We start from the raw sequence: 17,699 nt of genomic DNA, 5'->3' as shown, positions 1-17,699 counted from the left end.
TCAGACCAGCTCGAGCGGGTCGAGCTGCACCCGGACGTGCTCCGGGGACTTCTTGGCGCTGCGCACGCCCTGCACCTCGGCGAGCGCGTGGGCCAGCACGCCCCCCTCGCTCCGCGGCACCCGCACGAGGTAGCGCTCCCGCTCTCCCTCCTGCCCCGGCCGCGGCCGCTCGGGCACCGGGCCGAGCAGGTCGGCCGTGTCCGGGAGCCGCAACGCCTCCAGGAACTCGGCGAGCGCCGCCGGTGACCCGGTGAGCGAGGCCATCCGCGTCGCCGGCGGGAAGCCGAGCTCCCGCCGGTCCGCGAGCTCCCGCGCCGCCAGCCACGCGGGATCCCAGCGGACCAGCGCCTGGACGACGGGGTGCGCGGCGTCGGCCGCGACGACGACCAGTCCCCCGGACGACGCCGGCCGCACCAGCGCCGCGGCGTTCATCCAGCGGCGCAGCGTCTCCTCGCCGGCCCGGAGGTCGGCGCGGCCGAGCAACGCCCACGAGTCGAGCAGCAGCGCGGCGCCGTAGCCGCCCTCGGCCACCGGCTCGGCTCCGGGCGTCGCCACCACGAGGGCGGGCCCGCCGGGAACCGTCGCGAGCACGCCGGACGTGCTGCCCGAGGTGCGCACGGCAGCGCCGGGGAAGGCGCGGGCCAGCTCCTCGGCCGTCCGCGACTCCCCCACGACCGAGGCCCGCAGCTTCGTGCCGTGGCAGTGCGGGCAGTCGAACGTGGCGGCCGGCCGAGCGCACCACCGGCAGGCCGGTATCCGGGTGCCGCCCGGACCGGGGCGGGGCGAGATCCCCAGCGGCCCGGAGCAGTGGGCGCAGCGTGCGGGGGCCCGGCAGCGGGCGCACGCCAGCGACGGCACGTAGCCGCGGCGCGGTACCTGCACCAGCACGGGCGCCCCGGCGGCCAGGGCCTTGCGGGCGGCCTCGTGCGCGAGGGACGGCAGGCGCGCGGAGCGGGCCGCGGGGTCCCGGGCCAGCTCGAAGTCCTCGCCGAGCGCCTGCACCCGAGGCGCGGACGACCGGAGCACGGCGCGGTCGGCGACCAGCTCGTGGGCCCAGCCGGACTCCACCAGCAGCTCGGCCTCCGCGGTGCGCGACGTCCCGGCGACGACGGCGGCGCAGTTGTCCAGGTACGCCCGCTGCACCAGCACGTCACGCGCGTGCGGGTAGGGCGCGTGCTCGTCGGAGTGCAGGTCGTCGCCGTCGTCCCAGACGACGACCAGGCCGAGGTCCCGGACGGGGGCGAACATCGCCGCGCGGGTGCCGAGCACCACCTGCGCGGCGCCGCGGGAGGCGGCCAGGAACCGCCGGTAGCGCTTCTCGGGCGAGTCGTCGGCGCGCAGCACCGTGCAGGCGTGCTCGGGCAGCAGCCGGGCGGCGGCGGTCTCGAGCCGGTCCAGGTCCTTGCCGTCCGGGACGACGACCAGCGCGCCCCGCCGTCCCGCCAGCGTGGCCCGGCAGAGCTCGACCAGACGGGCGGGCCAGTCCTCGCCCGGGAGCGCCGTCCACACCGCACGCGCCGGGCGCCCCTCCGCCAGGGCGTCCAGGAGGGCGGGGCCGGCCGGGTAGCGGGCGAAGCCCGCGGGCTCGGGTGGGCCCGGCAACGACTCCGGCGTCGGCGTCGGCTTCTTCTCCGCCGCCGCCCGGCGCGGTGGCACGGCCAGGCGCAGGACGTCGCTCATCGTGCCGGCGTACCGGTCGGCGATGACCCGCAGCAGCCGGGCCACCTGCGGGGTGAGGACGGGCTCCCCCGACGGGACGTGCGCCAGCGGCATCAGCCGGCCGGTGAACTCGGTGGAGTCCGCGAGCTCGAGCACGAACCCGTCGACGAGCTGCCCGCTGAAGCGCACCCGCACCCGGCAGCCGGCCTGCACGGTGCCGGCGAGCTTCTCCGGGACGGCGTAGTCGAACGGCCGGTCGAGGTGCGCCAGCGGCACGTCGACGACGACCCGGGCCACCTGCGGGCGGCCCGGGTCGTCGGTGGAAGGACCCGTCGTCAGGCGCCCACGGCCGCGCGCAGGGCGTCGACGCGGTCCACGCGCTCCCAGGGCAGCTCGACGTCGGTGCGGCCGAAGTGGCCGTAGGCGGCGGTCGGCGCGTAGATCGGCCGCAGCAGGTCGAGGTCGCGCACGATCGCGCCCGGCCGCAGGTCGAAGACGGTGCTGATCGCCTTCTCCAGGACGTCGGTCGGCACCATGCCCGTGCCGAACGTCTCGACGAAGAGACCGACCGGGTGGGCGGCGCCGATCGCGTAGGCGACCTGCACCTCGCAGCGGCGGGCCAGCCCTGCGGCGACGACGTTCTTCGCGACCCAGCGCATCGCGTACGCGCCGGAGCGGTCCACCTTCGACGGGTCCTTGCCCGAGAAGGCGCCGCCGCCGTGGCGGGCCATGCCGCCGTAGGTGTCGACGATGATCTTGCGGCCGGTGAGGCCGGCGTCGCCCATCGGGCCGCCGATCACGAACTTGCCGGTCGGGTTCACCAGCAGGCGGTAGCCGGTGGTGGGCAGCCCGAGGGCGGCCAGCTCCGGCTCGACGACGAGCTCCTGGATGTCGGGGGCGAGCAGCTGCTCGATCGAGATGTCCTCGGCGTGCTGCGAGGAGACCACGACGGTGTCGACGGCGACCGGCTGGTCGTCCTCGTAGACCACCGTGACCTGGGTCTTGCCGTCGGGCCGCAGGTAGGGCACCGAGCCGTCCTTGCGGACGGCCGACAGCCGGCGCGCGAGGCGGTGGGCCAGCGCGATCGGCAGGGGCATGAGCTCGGGGGTCTCGTCCGTGGCGTAGCCGAACATCAGGCCCTGGTCGCCGGCGCCCTGGCGCTCGATCTCGTCCTCGGCCGAGCCCGACGTGCGGGCCTCGTAGGCGGTGTCGACGCCCTGCGCGATGTCGGGCGACTGGGCACCGATGGACACGCTGACGCCGCAGGAGGCGCCGTCGAAGCCCTTGCGCGAGGAGTCGTAGCCGATGCGCAGCACGGTGTCGCGGACGATCGAGGCGATGTCGACGTAGCCGGCGGTGGTCACCTCACCGGCGATGTGCACCTGCCCCGTGGTGATCATGGTCTCCACGGCCACCCGGCTGCGCGGGTCCTGCGCGAGCATGGCGTCCAGGATCGAGTCGCTGATCTGGTCGGCGATCTTGTCCGGGTGGCCCTCGGTGACCGACTCGGAGGTGAAGAGACGGCGTGGCACTCGGTACTCCCTGAGGACGGGGGTGGGTGGGCGGGTAACTCGGTGCGAACGTTACCGGCGCGGGCTGTCAGGTTCGGCCGCGGTCCACGAGACGCGGCGCCACGGCGTCCCAGATGCCGACGGCGACGGCGTCCTTGCTCCCGCGCGGGACCTCCGTGGCCGAGCCGTCGGCCGCCAGGACGACGACGCTGTTGTCGGGCCGCCCGAAGACCTGGCCGGCCGACACGTCGTTGACGACGAGCAGGTCGCAGCCCTTGCGCGCCAGCTTGGCGCGGGCGTGGGTGAGCACGTCGGCGTCGTCGTCGCCGGTCTCGGCGGCGAACCCGACGACGAGCTGACCGGCCGGGCGCTCGGCCACCAGCTCCGCGAGGACGTCGGGGTTGCGCACCAGGGCCACCGATCCCGGCTCGCTCGCCGAGTCCTTCTTGAGCTTGGCGGTGGCGACGCTGGCGGGGCGGAAGTCGGCCACCGCCGCGCTCATCACGACGACGTCGGCCTCCTTGGCCTCCGTGCGCATGGCGGTGCGCAGCTCCTCGGCCGTGCCGACCGGGACCACGCGCACGCCGAACGGTGCCGGGAGCTCCACGTTCGCGGCCACCAGGACCACGTCCGCACCCCGGGCCGCGGCCACGCGGGCCAGCGCCCAGCCCTGCTTGCCCGAGGAACGGTTGCCGAGGTAGCGGACCGGGTCCAGCGGCTCCCGGGTGCCACCGGCGCTGACGACCACCCGCGTGCCGGCCAGGTCCTGGGCGAGGGCAGCGGCGCCGTGCTCGAGCACGACGGTGGCCAGCGCGGCGATGTCGGCGGGCTCGGGCAGCCGCCCGGGGCCCGAGTCCGGGCCGGTCAGGCGGCCGACGGCCGGGGGCAGCACGACCGCCCCGCGGCGGCGCAGCGTGGCGACGTTGTCCTGCGTCGCCGGGTGCAGCCACATCTCGGTGTGCATGGCCGGGACGAAGACGACCGGGCAGGAGGCCGTGAGCAGCGTGGCGGTGAGCAGGTCGTCGGCGCGGCCCGCGGCGGCGCGGGCGAGCAGGTCGGCGGTCGCCGGCGCCACCACGACCAGGTCGGCGTGCTGCCCGATGCGCACGTGCGCGACCTCGGGGACGTCGGACCACACGTCGGTGGTGACGGGGTTGCCCGACAGCGCCTCGAAGGTGGCGGCGCCGACGAAGTGCAGGGCCCCGGGCGTCGGGACCACGCGCACGTCGTGACCGGCCTCGGTGAAGGCGCGCAGCACGACAGCGGCCTTGTAGGCCGCCACTCCCCCGCTGACACCCAGCACGATCGAACTCACGACGCTCATCCTCCCCCACGCACGACGACGCCCCCGGCCGAAGGCCGGGGGCGTCACCAGAAAGGGATGGAACGGCCCCCCGCAGGGTCCCTCCGTGAGCGGAGCGAGCGGTGGGGGGCGAGGGGGTCCTTCCTCAGTTCTCGCCGGCGGTGTGGGTCAGCAGACCCTCGTTGATCTCGCGCAGCGCGATCGACAGCGGCTTCTCCTGCGGGGCGGTGTCGACCAGCGGGCCGACGTACTCCAGCAGGCCCTCGGAGAGCTGGCTGTAGTAGGCGTTGATCTGGCGCGCGCGCTTGGCGGCGAAGATGACCAGGCCGTACTTGCTGCTGGTGCGCTCGAGCAGCTCGTCGATCGGCGGGTTGGTGATGCCCTCGGGGGCAGGTGCGACTCCGGACACGGGCGGGCGTGCTCCTCATTCGATGGCGGGAGGAAGCGGCCGGCGGGACGACCGGCGACGCTCTTCCTCGTGGGCGCTACTCCCCTGGCACGAGGCCGGGCGAGGGCGCAGTCAGCAATCCTACCAATTCGTCCGCGGCCCGGGCCACGTCGTCGTTGACCACGACCACGTCGAACTCCCCGGAGGCGTCCAGCTCGGCCTGGGCGAGGGCCAGCCGGCGCTCCTGCACGGCCGGCGGCTCCGAGCCCCGGCCGGCCAGCCGGCTGACCAGCTCGGCCCACGAGGGCGGGGCCAGGAATACCAGCTGCGCCAGCGGATCGCGCGCCCGGACCTGGCGGGCGCCCTGCAGCTCGATCTCCAGCAGGGCCGGGGCGCCGGTCGCCAACCGCTCCTTCAGCGGGGCGACGGGCGTGCCGTAGCGGTTGCCGGCGTACTCGGCCCACTCGAGCAGACCGTCGGTGGCGACCAGCCGGTCGAACTCCGCGTCGTCCACGAAGTGGTAGTGCACGCCGTCGACCTCGCCCGGGCGGGGACGGCGGGTGGTCACCGACACCGACAACCAGACGTCGGGATGCCGACGCCGGACCTCGGCGACCACCGTGCCCTTGCCGACCCCCGAGGGGCCGGACAGCACGGTCAGCCGTGCCGCAGTGCCTGAAACCACTCGCCGTCCTCGTCCGATCCAGCTATCCGGGGCGCCTCAGGGCTCGACCTTCTCGTCCGCGAACTCGGCCTCCAGCGCCTTGCGCTGGTTGGCGCCGAGCCCGCGCACGCGACGGGTCGGGGAGATCTCGAGGCGCTCCATGATCTTCGCAGCCCGTGCCTTGCCGACTCCGGGCAGGGACTCGAGGACCGCGGAGACGCGCATCTTGCCGATCACCTCGTCGGTCTCGCCCTGCTTCAGGACGTCGCCGACGGTGGCGCCCTTGCTCTTGAGCCGCTCGCGCAGCTCGGCGCGGGCCTTGCGCGCCGCGGCGGCCTTCTCGAGGGCTGCTGCGCGTTGTTCGGGGGAAAGGTCAGGCAAAGGCATGGCGACCCAATCGTGTCGGTGCCGGCGCGGGTTCGGCCGGTCAGTCGTCGTCCGGGAGTCGTAGGAAGCGGCTCGCCTCTGAGCCTCACGACCAACCTAGTTCCCGGCAAATCCGCTGGTCACGCGCACCCCCGCGCGGAATCCCGCTGCTCGCGTGTCGTAGCCGTTCGCACGGCGTTCACCTACGCGGTGACGATCGGTGATCGGCGCAGGTGGGGATCGGAACCGTTCGGTCTCGTTCCACATGGGGCACCGTGCCGCCACGCGGAGGATCCCGTGCGGCCACCGCCGCGACACGCCGGGAGACGACACGCCGGTCAGGCCGCGCCGCCACTCCCCCTGCGCGACCGCCGCCCGAGCAGCCACCCGCCCGTCGCGGCGAGGACCAGCAGACCGAGCACGAGCAGCAGCGCGCCGACGAGGTGACCGCCGGTCCAGAGCACCGTCCAGGACCGGTCGACCTCGAGGGTGAGCCGGCTCTCGTACGCCGATCCGGGCTCCAGGGGCGCATAGCTGCCGCCGTACCCCACCCAGCCCACGGTGTTCGCCCGCCAGAAGACCGCCACCCCCGCCACGACCAGCGCGGCACCCAGCGCGGCCAGGAGCGCCGGCAGCGCCTGCCTCACCCCGCGAGCTCCGCCGTCCACCGGTCGGCGGCCGCCCGCAGCGCGGCCCGGTCGGGGCCCGCGGCCAGCACGTCGCGCGACACGGTGGGGACGACGGGGACGTCGCTGCCGAACAGGCGGCGCAGGTCGGCCACCGAGCCGCCCTGCGCGCCCAGCCCCGGCGCGAGCACCGGTCCGCCGAGCCGGGCGAGGTCGACGTCCAGCTCGGGCAGGGTGGCGCCGACGACCACGCCGAAGGAGCCGGGTCCGGCGTCCTCGGCGTTCCAGCCGCCCACGGTGTCCACGACCGCCTGGGCCACCGTGCGGTCGCCGAGCACCGCGTGCTGGAAGGTGCCGGCGTCGGGGTTGGACGTGCGGGCCAGCACGAACAGCCCGCCACCGTGGGCGCGGGCGGTGTCGACCGCCGGCTGGAGCGAGCCGGGCCCGAGGTAGGGGCTCACCGTCATGGCGTCGACGTGCAGCGGGTGCTCGGGGCGCAGGTAGTCGGCGTAGGCGTCCATCGTCGAGCCGATGTCACCGCGCTTGGCGTCCAGCAGCACCAGCGCGCCGGCTGCCCGCGCACGGACGACGGCGCCCTCCAGCACCGCGATGCCCCGCGAGCCGTGCCGCTCGTAGAAGGCCAGCTGCGGCTTGAGGACGGCCACCGAACCCGCCAGTGCGTCGACGACGGCGTCGGTGAAGCGGGCCAGGCCCTCGGGCGAGTCCGGCAGCCCCCACCGCTCCAGGAGCGGGGCGTGCGGGTCGATCCCGACGCACAGCGGCCCGCGGGCGGCCACGGCGTCGGCGAGCCGCACGCCGAAGGTGGCGCTCACCGGTGCGCGTACCCGACGGCCTCGCGCAGGCTGCCGAAGCCCCGCTCGGCGAGCGCCGCCGCGAGCTCGTCGTGCACCCGGGCGACCGCCGACGGATCGTTGAAGACGGCCGTCCCCACGGAGACCGCCGAGGCCCCGGCGAGGACGAACTGCAGCGCGTCCAGGCCGCTGCGGATGCCGCCCATCCCGAGGATCGGCACGTCGGGCAGCGCCTGGTGCACCTGCCACACGCAACGCAGCGCGACCGGGCGGATCGCGGGGCCCGAGAGACCTCCGGTCACCCCGCCGAGCACCGGCCGCATCGTGTCGGGGTCGATGACCAGTCCGAGCAGCGTGTTGATCATGGACAGGCCGTCGGCGCCCGCGTCGGTGACGGCGCGGGCGACGCCGACGATGTCGGTGACGTCCGGGCTGAGCTTGGCGTAGACCGGCTGGGCCGGGTCGGCAGCGGCCCGCACGGCGGAGACGACGTCGGAGGCCGCGACCGGGTCGCAGGCGAACACCTCGCCGCGGCTCTCCACGTTCGGGCAGCTGATGTTCACCTCGAGGCCCAGGACGCCCGGGACGCCGCGCAGCCGCTGCGCGAGCTCGGCGAAGTCCTCGACCCGCGTGCCGGCGATGGAGACGAAGGCGCGCACGCCCCGCTCGGCCAGCCACGGCAGGTCGTCGGCGAGGAGGCCGTCGATGCCGGGGCCCTGCAGGCCGATGGAGTTGAGCATCCCGCTCGGCGTCTCGGCCATGCGCGGGGTGGGCCGCCCCGACCGCGGCCGGAGCTGGATCGACTTGGTGACCACCGCCCCGATCGCGGTGAGGTCGACGAAGGGCTCGAGTTCCGCCCCGTTCGCCGAGCAGCCCGACGCCGTGAGCACCGGGCTCGGGACGGGGGCCCAGCCCAGCGCCGTCGACATGTCGACCGCAGTCTCCACCGCCGTCACGGTGCCACCACCCCCATCGCGTCGGCGCCCACGACGTCCCACGGGAGTGTCCCGACGTCGGCGAAGCGCACCCGGTCGCCGCCGAACACCGGCCCCTCGGTGCAGGACCGGGCGAACCGGGTGCGGCCGTCCTCCCCGACGACCGGCAGCACGCAGGTCATGCACACCCCGATCCCGCAGGCCATCGACTCCTCCACCGCCACGTAGGAGGGGACTCCCGCCGCGGTGGCCTGCTCGGCGACCGCGCGGAGCATCCCCATGGGCCCGCAGGCGTAGACGACGCCGACCCGGCCGACGAGGTCGGCCACGGCGTCGGTGACCCACCCCTGCCGCCCGGCGCTGCCGTCGTCGGTCGTCACGACGACCTCGCCCAGCGCACCCAGCTCGTCGACCGAGGAGAGCCGGTCGGCGGACGCCGCCCCGCAGACGGCGGTCACCGTGGACCCCGCCTCCCGGAGGTGCGCGGCGAGCCCGACGAGCGCCGCCGCGCCGTAGCCGCCCCCGACCAGCAGCGCCGGGGTGCCCGGCGCCGGCACCGGATAGGGCCGGCCCAGCGGCCCGACGACGTCGACGGGATCGCCCACCCGCAGCCCGGCCAGCCACGTGGAGCCGGGCCCGTGCGGGGCGACCACGACGGTCACCTCCCCGTTCCCGGCCCCGGCGATCGCGATCGAGCGGCGTAGCAGGTGGGCGGAGGTGCCGCCGCCGACGGCGAATGCCACGAACTGCCCCGGCTCCGTCCGCTCGGCGATCTCGGGGGCGGCGAGCACCAGCTCGACGTAGGCCCCGACCGGCCGCCGGCGCGCCACCTCGACGATGCGCTGCACCGGCCGGTGCGCCGCCCGGGGAGCCGGCGTGGTCAGGGAGCTCACCGCTGCGCCCCGAGCGCCGCGTGGACCTCCTGCAGGCTCCGGACACCGATGTCGCCGCCGCGCAGCGCCTCGATGCCCTGCACGGCCGCGGCCATCCCGGGGACCGTCGTGATGCAGGGGATCCCGGCGGCCACCGCGGCGGTGCGGATCTCGTACCCGTCGAGCCGAGGGCCGCTGTTGCCCGGCGATCCGAAGGGCGTGTTGACGACGATGTCGACCTCGCCGGCGAGGATCCGCTCCACGACGTTGCCCGGGCCCTCGCTGAACTTGCCGACCACCTCGGCGTCGACCCCGTTGCGGCGCAGCACCTGCGCCGTGCCGGTGGTGGCGAGGACGCGGAATCCGAGGTCGGCCAGCCGCTTGATCGGGAAGATCGCCGAGCGCTTGTCGCGGTTGGCCAGCGAGACGAACACCGTGCCGCCGGTGGGCAGCGAGCCGTAGGCGGCCGCCTGCGACTTCGCGAAGGCAGTACCGAACTGGGTGTCGAGCCCCATCACCTCGCCGGTGGACTTCATCTCCGGCGAGAGGACGGTGTCGACCCCGTGGCCCTCCACCGTGCGGAACCGGTGGAAGGGCAGCACCGCCTCCTTGACCGCGATCGGCGCGTGCTCGGGGAGGTCCGTCCCGTCCCCGGTCGCCGGCAGGACGCCGGCGGTGCGGAGCGAGGCGATGGTCTCCCCCACCGCGATCCGGGCCGCCGCCTTGGCCAGCTGGACGGCGGTCGCCTTGGAGACGAACGGCACCGTGCGGCTGGCCCGTGGGTTGGCCTCGATGACGTAGAGGATGTCGTCCTTGATCGCGTACTGGACGTTGATCAGCCCGCGCACCCCGATCCGGGCGGCGAGCTTCTCCGTCGCCGCCCGGATCTTCAGCAGGTCGGCCGACCCCAGCGTGATCGGCGGCAGGGCGCACGCCGAGTCGCCGGAGTGGATGCCGGCCTCCTCGATGTGCTCCATGACCCCGCCCAGGTACAGGTCGGTCCCGTCGTAGAGGGCGTCGACGTCGATCTCGACGGCGTCCTCCAGGAACCTGTCGACCAGCACCGGGTGGGCCGCGCTGACGTCGGTGGCCTTGGCGATGTAGGCCTCGAGCGTGGCGTCGTCGTAGACGATCTCCATACCGCGCCCGCCGAGGACGTAGGACGGGCGGACCAGCACCGGGTAGCCGATGCGCGCCGCGATCTCCGCGGCCTCGGGGAAGGTGGTCGCGGTGCCGTGCTCCGGCGCGCGGAGAGCGGTGTCGGCCAGCACCCGCGAGAACGCGCCGCGGTGCTCGGCGTCGTCGATCGCCTCGGGCGACGTGCCCAGCACGGGCACCCCGGCGTCCTTGAGCCGCTGGGCCAGGCCGAGCGGTGTCTGCCCGCCGAGGGTGCAGATGACCCCGGCCACCGGGCCGGCCGCCCGTTCGGCCTCGACGACCTCGAGGACGTCCTCGAAGGTGAGCGGCTCGAAGTACAGCCGGTTGGCCGTGTCGTAGTCGGTCGAGACCGTCTCCGGGTTGCAGTTGACCATCACGGCCTCGTAGCCGGCGTCCTGCAGCGCCATGACGGCGTGCACGCAGGAGTAGTCGAACTCGATGCCCTGCCCGATCCGGTTCGGACCCGAGCCGAGGATCAGCACCGCCGGCTTCTCGCGCGGCTCGACTTCGGTCTCCTCGTCGTAGGAGGAGTAGTGGTATGGCGTGCGGGCGGCGAACTCGCCCGCGCACGTGTCGACGGTCTTGTAGACCGGCCGGATGCCGAGGCGCCAGCGCAGCGACCGCACGCCGTCCTCACCGGCCAGCTCGGGCCGCAGCGCCGCGATCTGCCGGTCCGACAGCCCGTACCGCTTGGCCCGGCGCAGCACCTCCGGCGTGAGCGCGGGCGCGTTCCGCACCTCGTCGCCGACCTCGCGGACGAGCGCGATCTGGTCGACGAACCACGGGTCGAACCCGCTGGCGGCGGCGACCTGCTCGACGGTGGCACCGGCGGCGAGCGCGGCCTCGGCCAGGTAGAGCCGGCCGTCGACGGGGACGCGCAGCGCGTCGAGGAGCTCCTCGGCCGACCGCGCGTCGTCGCCGCCGGTCCAGAACCCGGCGACCTTCGTCTCCGTGGAGCGCATCGCCTTGCCGAGCGCCTCGGGGAAGTTGCGCCCCATGGCCATGACCTCGCCGACGCTCTTCATCGTCGTGGTCAGGCGGGGGTCGGCGCCGGGGAACTTCTCGAACGCGAACCGGGGGATCTTGACCACGACGTAGTCCAGCGACGGCTCGAACGAGGCCGGGGTGACGCCGGTGATGTCGTTGGTGATCTCGTCGAGGGTGTAGCCGATGGCCAGCTTCGCCGCGATCTTCGCGATCGGGAAGCCGGTGGCCTTGGACGCCAGCGCCGAGGACCGGGAGACGCGCGGGTTCATCTCGATCACGACCAGCCGGCCGTCGGCGGGGTTGACGGCGAACTGGATGTTGCAGCCGCCGGTGTCGACGCCGACCTCGCGCAGCACCGCGATGCCGACGTCGCGCATCTTCTGGTACTCGACGTCGGTGAGCGTCATCGCCGGGGCGACGGTCACCGAGTCGCCGGTGTGCACGCCCATCGCGTCGATGTTCTCGATGGAGCAGATGACGACGACGTTGTCGCTGCGGTCGCGCATCAGCTCGAGCTCGTACTCCTTCCAGCCCAGCACCGACTCCTCGATGAGGACGGTGTGCACCGGGGAGTCCGCGAGGCCGTGGGAGGCCATGCGCCGCAGCATCGCCTCGTCGGTGGCGAAGCCCGACCCCAGGCCGCCCATGGTGAAGCTCGGCCGGATGACGACCGGGTAGCCCACCTCCTCGGCGGTGGCCAGCGCCTCCTCGACGGTCGAGCACACCGTCGAGCGGGGGGCGTCGGCGCCGATCGAGCGGACGATGTCCTTGAACAGCTGCCGGTCCTCGCCGCGGTTGATCGCGTCGACGTCGGCGCCGATGAGCTGGACGCCGTACTTCTCCAGCACGCCGTTCTCGTACAGGCCGATGGCGATGTTGAGCGCCGTCTGCCCTCCGAGCGTGGCCAGCAGCGCGTCGGGCCGCTCCTTGGCGATGACCTTCTCGACGAACTCCGGCGTCAGCGGCTCGACGTAGGTGGCGTCGGCGACCTCGGGGTCGGTCATGATCGTCGCCGGGTTGCTGTTGACCAGGCTGACCCGCAGACCCTCCGAGCGCAGGACCCGGCAGGCCTGGGTGCCGGAGTAGTCGAACTCGGCCGCCTGGCCGATCAGGATCGGCCCGGAGCCGATCACCATCACGTGCTCGATGTCGTCACGCTTCGGCATGGCGCTGCTCCTCCATCAGGTCGACGAACCGCTGGAAGAGCGGGGCGGCGTCGTGCGGCCCGGCCGCCGACTCGGGGTGGAACTGGACGCTGAAGGCCGGCACCTCCAGGCAGCGCAGGCCCTCGACGACGTCGTCGTTGAGGCCGACGTGGCTGACCTCGACCTGCCCGTACGGGGTGTCGGTGGGCCGGTCGAGCGGGGCGTCGACGGCGAAGCCGTGGTTGTGGCTGGTCACCCGGACGGTGCCGCTGACCCGGTCGAGCACCGGCTGGTTGAGGCCGCGGTGCCCGAACCGGAGCTTGTAGGTGCCCAGGCCCAGCGCGCGGCCCAGGATCTGGTTGCCGAAGCAGATGCCGAACAGCGGACGGCGGGCGTCGAGCACGCCGCGCACCGCCTCCACGGCGTAGTCGGCGGCGGCGGGGTCGCCCGGGCCGTTGGAGAGGAAGACGCCGTCCGGGCCCGCGGCCAGCAGCTCCTCGGCGGACGCCGTGGAGGGGAGGACGTGGGTCTCGACGCCCAGGGCGGCCAGGTGGCGGGGTGTCGCGGTCTTGATGCCGAGGTCGAGCGCGGCGATGGTGAACCGCTTCTCCCCCACCGCCGGGACGACGTAGGGCTGGTCGGTGCTCACCTGCGGGGCGAGGTCCGCGCCGGTCATGCTCTCGGCCGCCTGCACGTGCTCGAGCAGCTGGTCCTGGTCGAGCTCGGTGGAGATGCCCACGCGCATCGCGCCGCGGTCGCGCAGGTGGCGGGTCAGCGCGCGGGTGTCGATGCCGCTGATGCCGACGACGCCCTGGGCGACCAGTTCGTCGTCGAGCGTGCCGGTGGCCCGCCAGTTCGCCGGGCGGCGCGCGGGGTCGCGCACCACGAAGCCGGCGACCCACATCCGGCGGCTCTCGTCGTCCTCGCCGTTCACCCCGGTGTTGCCGATGTGCGGGGCGGTCATGACCACGACCTGGCGGTGGTAGCTGGGGTCGGTCAGCGTCTCCTGGTAGCCGGTCATCCCGGTGGCGAAGACCGCCTCGCCGACCGTCGTCCCGGTCGCCCCGTAGGCCTCGCCCCGGAACGTGCGCCCGTCCTCCAGCACGAGGAGCGCTTCCTTCACTTGACTGCCTTTCCGTCCAGGACGGTCGGCGTCCCCCGCAGGAACGTCGCGACCACGCGGCCCGGGAGCTCCCGGCCGGCGTACGGGCTGTTGCGGCTGCGGCTGGCCAGCGCGGCCGGGTCGACGGGCGCCCGGTGCGCGGGGTCCAGCAGCAGCAGGTTGGCGGGCTCGCCCGGGGCGAGCGGCCGCCCGTGGCCGGTCAGCCGGCCGATGGCGGCCGGCCGGACCGACATCCGGTCGGCGACGCCGGCCCAGTCGAGCAGGCCGGTCTCCACCATCGTCTCGACGACGACCGACAGCGCCTGCTCGAGGCCGAGCATCCCCGGGCGGGCCTGGGCCCACTCGCTCTCCTTGTCCTCGACGGCGTGCGGCGCGTGGTCGGTGGCGACGGCATCGATGACGCCCTCGGCCAGGCCGGCCCGCACGGCTGCCACATCGTCGTCCGTGCGCAGCGGCGGGTTGACCTTGAACACCGGGTCGTAGCTCTCGGCGCAGGCGTCGGTGAGCAGCAGGTGGTGCGGGGTCACCTCGGCGGTCACCTGCACGCCGCGGCCCTTGGCCCAGCGCAGGATCTCCACCGAGCCGGCCGTCGACACGTGGCACACGTGCAGCCGGGCGCCGACGTGCCCGGCGAGCAGCACGTCGCGGGCGATGATCGCCTCCTCGGCCGCCGCCGGCCAGCCGGTCAGGCCGAGGCGGGCGGAGCGGTCGCCCTCGTGCATCTGCGCGCCGGCGGTCAGCCGTGGCTCCTCGGCGTGCTGGGCGACGACGCCGTCGAGGGCCTTCACGTACTCCAGCGCGCGCCGCATGAGGGCCGGGTCGCTGACGCAGTGCCCGTCGTCGGAGAACACCCGCACCCGGGCGGCGGAGTCGGCCATCGCGCCGAGCTCGGCCAGCCGCTCGCCCTTCAGCCCGACCGTCACGGCGCCCACGGGGACGACGTCGACCAGGCCGGCCTGCTCGCCCAGCCGCCAGACCTGCTCGACGACGCCGGCGGTGTCGGCGACCGGGTCGGTGTTGGCCATGGCGTGCACGGCGGTGAACCCGCCGAGCGCGGCGGCGCGGCTGCCGGTCTCGACCGTCTCGGCGTCCTCGCGACCGGGCTCGCGCAGGTGGGTGTGCAGATCGACCAGGCCGGGCAGCGCGATCAGCCCGGCCGCATCGACGACCTCGGCGCCGGTGGCGGACAGAGAGTCGCCGATCGCGGCGATCCGGCCGTCCTTGACCAGGATGTCGGCGGCGTCCCCGCCGTAGGGCCTGGCCCCCTTGATCAGGTAGTTCGTCATGCGGGCTCATTGCCTCCGAGCAGCAGGTAGAGCACGGCCATGCGGACGGAGACGCCGTTGCCGACCTGCTCGACGATCGTGGAGCGGACGGAGTCGGCCACCTCGGCGGCGATCTCCATGCCGCGGTTCATCGGGCCGGGGTGCATGACGATGGCGTCGTCGGGCAGCGCGGCCATCCGGCGGGCGTCGAGACCGTAGCGGCGGCTGTACTCGCGGGCGCTCGGGAAGAAGCTGGCGTTCATCCGCTCGGCCTGGACCCGCAGCATCATCACGACGTCGCTCTTGGGCAGCACGGCGTCCAGGTCGTAGCTGACCTCGGCCGGCCAGCTGCCGACGCCGACGGGCAGCAGCGTGGGCGGGGCCACGAGGGTGACCTCCGCGCCCAGCGTGTGCAGCAGCCCGACGTTGGAGCGGGCGACCCGGCTGTGCAGGACGTCGCCGACGATCGCCACCCGGACGCCGTCGAGCCGGCCCAGCCGCTGCCGGATCGTGTAGGCGTCCAGCAGCGCCTGGGTGGGGTGCTCGTGGGTGCCGTCGCCGGCGTTGACCACGCTGCCGCGCACCCAGTTCGCCAGCCGGTGCGGGGCCCCGGAGGCGCCGTGCCGGACGACGATGGCGTCGCTGCCCATCGCCTCGAGGGTCAGCGCGGTGTCCTTGAGGCTCTCGCCCTTGGAGACGCTGCTGCCCTTCGCGGAGAAGTTGATGACGTCGGCGGAGAGGCGCTTGGCCGCGAGCTCGAAGGAGATGCGGGTGCGCGTGGAGTCCTCGTAGAAGAGGTTCACCACCGTCCGGCCGCGCAGGGTGGGGAGCTTCTTGACCTCGCGGCCGGCCAGCGCCTGGTCGATCTGCGCCGCGGTGTCCAGCACCAGCGTCGCGTCGTCGCGGTCGAGGTCGGCCGCCTCCAGCAGGTGCCGCTTCACGCGCCCTCCCCCTCGGTGACGACGACCTCGTCGGTGCCGTCGATCTCGCTCAGGTGCACCCGCACCTGCTGGCTGCGCGACGTCGGGACGTTCTTGCCGACGAAGTCCGCGCGGATGGGCAGCTCGCGGTGGCCGCGGTCGACGAGCACCGCCAGCTGCACGCTGCGGGGGCGCCCGAGGTCGCGGAGGGCGTCGAGCGCCGCCCGGACCGAGCGGCCGGAGAACAGGACGTCGTCGACCAGGACCACGAGCCGGCCGTCGATGCCGGCGTCGGGCAGCACGGTCGGCTCCAGCGCGCGGACGCCCCGCAGGCGCAGGTCGTCGCGGTAGAGGGTGATGTCCGCGGTGCCGACGTCGACCGGGGTGCCGGTGAACGCCTCGATGCGCGCGGCGAGCCTGCGCGCGAGCGGCGCACCGCGGGTGGGGATCCCCACCAGCACGAGGTCGGAGAGGCCGCCGTCGACCGCTCCCGGTTCGATCGTCGCCGCCCGCTCGATGAGCTGGTGGGCCATGCGGTCGACGACGCGGGCGACGTCGGCGGAGGAGAGCAGTGCGCCGGGCGCTTGTGCGCGGGCACGCTCGGGAGAGCCGGCCATGTGGCCTCCTTCCCCGCCTCACTGGACGGGTCGTTAAAGGAGCTGGGTGGACCGCCGACGACGGTACTGCACGGTCCGGCGCGGCCTCGCGCCGACCGTTCCGTGCCGCACCGGGGCCGCAACCGCTCACGCAGCGTCGCGGACACATCACTGACACACCAGTGGACTGCTGCTGTTGCAGGAACCCCACGACCAGTACGCTCAGTGACCAACTTGACCTATCCGAGACGACGGACAGTGAGCAGACAGCGATGAGCACCGACTACTCACGGGCCCTCGGCGCCCGGCTCCGCGCCATCCGCAACCAGCAGGGTCTGTCCCTGCAGGGGGTGGAGGACAAGTCGCACGGCCGCTGGAAGGCAGTCGTCGTCGGCTCCTACGAGCGCGGCGACCGCGCGGTCACTGTCCAGCGGCTCTCCGAGCTGGCGGTGTTCTACGGCGTGCCGGTCTCCGAGCTGCTGCCCGACCCGCGGCCGAGCTCCGCGGTGACCTCGAGCACCAAGATCGTGCTGAACCTCGAGTCGCTGGGTTCGCTGCCCGCCGACGAGGCCGGCCCGCTGGCCCGCTACGCCTCGACCATCCAGGCGCAGCGCCACGACTACAACGGCAAGGTGCTGTCGATCCGCGCCGAGGACCTGAAGTCGCTGGCGATCATCTACGACATGAGCCCCGACGAGCTGACCTCGCGGCTGATCGAGTGGGGCGTGCTCAACCCCGGCATGGAGAGCGTCGTCGGCTTCGGCGGCCCGGACGACGACGACGAGGAGCTCGACCCGAACTGGGAGCGCCGCCGCTCACCGCGATGACCCCGTCGCCCTCCGGGCGACACCGCGGCCACGTGCCGTCCCCCAGCGCCGTTGAGTCCGCTTCGAGCCCCGCGCCGGGACCCCTCCGGGGCCCGCGTCGCGGGGCTCAGGCGTTCGGTAGCCCTTGGGTCGGCACCTCAGCGGCGAGGATCGCGCCCAGGACGCCGTTGACGTAGGCCGGCGAGTCGTCCGTGGACAGCGCCTTCGCCAGTTCGACCGCCTCGTCGATGACGACGAGATCGGGGACGTCGTCGGCCCAGAGCAGCTCGAACACCGCCATGCGCAGGATCGCGCGGTCGACGTCGGGAAGCCGGTCCAGGGACCAGTTGTTCGCGTGCGCGGCGATCAGCTCGTCGATGCGTGCCGAGTGCTCGGCCACGCCCTCGACCAGCCGGACCGTGTGCTCGGGTACGGGAGGGTTCGCCGTCTCGATCCGGTCGCGCAGGACGGCCAGCCGGTCGTCCCCCCGCACGTCGGCCTCGTAGAGGACGTCGACGGCGCGCTTGCGCGCCTTGGAGCGGGCAGCCATGAACGGCGCCGGA

Annotated in this window: 17 protein-coding genes; 1 reads left to right on the top strand and 16 read right to left on the bottom strand. The window is 74.2% G+C overall.

The features are described 5' to 3' along the window. The 15 genes from DCS98_RS23955 to pyrR form a co-directional block, all read right to left on the bottom strand. A complete protein-coding gene (locus tag DCS98_RS23955) occupies nt 1-1,956 on the bottom strand; it encodes a primosomal protein N' (RefSeq protein WP_116452897.1) in 1,956 nt (651 codons plus the stop codon). A gap of 38 nt (nt 1,957-1,994) precedes the next feature. Continuing rightward, on the bottom strand, nt 1,995-3,191 hold the full coding sequence (gene metK, locus DCS98_RS18720; RefSeq protein ID WP_116452896.1) for a methionine adenosyltransferase: 1,197 nt from the start codon (nt 3,189-3,191) through the stop codon (nt 1,995-1,997). Between the two features lie 67 nt (nt 3,192-3,258). Then, complete coding sequence (coaBC, locus tag DCS98_RS18715; RefSeq protein ID WP_206340338.1) at nt 3,259-4,485, bottom strand: bifunctional phosphopantothenoylcysteine decarboxylase/phosphopantothenate--cysteine ligase CoaBC; 1,227 nt, start codon at nt 4,483-4,485, stop codon at nt 3,259-3,261. Nucleotides 4,486-4,618: 133 nt separating this feature from the next. Then, entirely contained in the window at nt 4,619-4,882 is a 264-nt protein-coding gene (gene rpoZ / locus DCS98_RS18710) for a DNA-directed RNA polymerase subunit omega (RefSeq protein ID WP_012949163.1), read from the bottom strand. Between the two features lie 76 nt (nt 4,883-4,958). Further along, nucleotides 4,959-5,546 (bottom strand): guanylate kinase, encoded by a 588-nt coding sequence (gmk, locus tag DCS98_RS18705; protein ID WP_206340337.1) that lies wholly within the window; start codon nt 5,544-5,546, stop codon nt 4,959-4,961. A 36-nt stretch (nt 5,547-5,582) separates the two neighbouring features. Continuing rightward, complete coding sequence (mihF, locus tag DCS98_RS18700; protein ID WP_116452893.1) at nt 5,583-5,912, bottom strand: integration host factor, actinobacterial type; 330 nt, start codon at nt 5,910-5,912, stop codon at nt 5,583-5,585. A gap of 317 nt (nt 5,913-6,229) precedes the next feature. After that, a complete protein-coding gene (locus DCS98_RS18695) occupies nt 6,230-6,538 on the bottom strand; it encodes a hypothetical protein (RefSeq protein WP_116452892.1) in 309 nt (102 codons plus the stop codon). After that, a complete protein-coding gene (pyrF, locus tag DCS98_RS18690; RefSeq protein WP_116452891.1) occupies nt 6,535-7,350 on the bottom strand; it encodes an orotidine-5'-phosphate decarboxylase in 816 nt (271 codons plus the stop codon). The genes DCS98_RS18695 and pyrF overlap by 4 nt, the downstream gene beginning before the upstream one ends. Next, nucleotides 7,347-8,276 carry a dihydroorotate dehydrogenase gene (locus tag DCS98_RS18685; RefSeq protein ID WP_241038341.1) on the bottom strand — a complete coding sequence of 310 codons (930 nt, stop codon included), beginning with the start codon at nt 8,274-8,276 and terminating at the stop codon, nt 7,347-7,349. The genes pyrF and DCS98_RS18685 overlap by 4 nt, the downstream gene beginning before the upstream one ends. Before the next feature lie 5 nt (nt 8,277-8,281). After that, nucleotides 8,282-9,157: a dihydroorotate dehydrogenase electron transfer subunit gene (locus DCS98_RS18680; RefSeq protein ID WP_206340336.1), complete on the bottom strand. Its 876-nt coding sequence runs from the start codon at nt 9,155-9,157 to the stop codon at nt 8,282-8,284. Beyond that, on the bottom strand, nt 9,154-12,447 hold the full coding sequence (gene carB, locus DCS98_RS18675; protein WP_116452890.1) for a carbamoyl-phosphate synthase large subunit: 3,294 nt from the start codon (nt 12,445-12,447) through the stop codon (nt 9,154-9,156). Before carB ends, DCS98_RS18680 begins: the two co-directional genes overlap by 4 nt. Further along, nucleotides 12,434-13,549, bottom strand: coding sequence for a glutamine-hydrolyzing carbamoyl-phosphate synthase small subunit (gene carA / locus DCS98_RS18670; RefSeq protein ID WP_116452889.1), 1,116 nt, complete (start codon nt 13,547-13,549; stop codon nt 12,434-12,436). The genes carB and carA overlap by 14 nt, the downstream gene beginning before the upstream one ends. Next, entirely contained in the window at nt 13,546-14,835 is a 1,290-nt protein-coding gene (locus DCS98_RS18665; protein ID WP_116452888.1) for a dihydroorotase, read from the bottom strand. Before DCS98_RS18665 ends, carA begins: the two co-directional genes overlap by 4 nt. Further along, the gene (locus DCS98_RS18660; RefSeq protein ID WP_116452887.1) at nt 14,832-15,755 is read right to left on the bottom strand and encodes an aspartate carbamoyltransferase catalytic subunit; all 924 of its coding nucleotides are present in this window, start codon (nt 15,753-15,755) and stop codon (nt 14,832-14,834) included. The genes DCS98_RS18665 and DCS98_RS18660 overlap by 4 nt, the downstream gene beginning before the upstream one ends. Then, the gene (pyrR, locus tag DCS98_RS18655; protein ID WP_116452886.1) at nt 15,752-16,351 is read right to left on the bottom strand and encodes a bifunctional pyr operon transcriptional regulator/uracil phosphoribosyltransferase PyrR; all 600 of its coding nucleotides are present in this window, start codon (nt 16,349-16,351) and stop codon (nt 15,752-15,754) included. The genes DCS98_RS18660 and pyrR overlap by 4 nt, the downstream gene beginning before the upstream one ends. A 251-nt stretch (nt 16,352-16,602) precedes the next feature. Here pyrR and bldD point away from each other — a divergent pair, with 251 nt between their 5' ends. Continuing rightward, on the top strand, nt 16,603-17,157 hold the full coding sequence (gene bldD / locus DCS98_RS18650; protein WP_116452885.1) for a transcriptional regulator BldD: 555 nt from the start codon (nt 16,603-16,605) through the stop codon (nt 17,155-17,157). Nucleotides 17,158-17,263: 106 nt separating this feature from the next. On the opposite strand, the gene nusB is transcribed toward bldD, so the two are convergent. Continuing rightward, entirely contained in the window at nt 17,264-17,686 is a 423-nt protein-coding gene (gene nusB / locus DCS98_RS18645) for a transcription antitermination factor NusB (RefSeq protein ID WP_116452884.1), read from the bottom strand. Between the last annotated feature and the right edge of the window lie 13 nt (nt 17,687-17,699).

This window comes from Blastococcus litoris, assembly GCF_003075095.1.
Taxonomy (GTDB): Bacteria; Actinomycetota; Actinomycetes; order Mycobacteriales; family Geodermatophilaceae; genus Blastococcus_B; species Blastococcus_B litoris.
This window is presented reverse-complemented; position numbering and strand designations above follow the sequence as displayed.